Here is a 255-nt window from a genome sequence, read left to right as displayed (position 1 = left end):
ATCTAAAGAAGGTGATCGACGAGGGGTTTCGCGGTTTCACGCGTGCCTATGGCGACGGTCTTGAAGCAATTTTCGAGCCGCTACAGCACTTTCTGATCTGGTCGGAACGCTTCATGACGAAGACGCCTTGGCCGATTATCCTCCTGTTGATCGCTGCTGTCGCCTGGTTCGCCAGCCGTAATTGGAAGATCGTCGCGGGAACGGTCGTGACGCTGCTGCTCATTGGTTATTTCGATATGTGGGACGACACGATGA

1 pseudogene is annotated in these 255 nt (G+C 54.1%); it reads left to right on the top strand.

From position 1 onward, the window contains the following. Positions 1-255 (top strand): annotated as a pseudogene (locus tag AC0C6X_RS30250) (proline/glycine betaine ABC transporter permease); the annotation flags it as partial.

The sequence above is a fragment of the Ensifer sp. VA4 genome (assembly GCF_055710065.1).
This window is presented reverse-complemented; position numbering and strand designations above follow the sequence as displayed.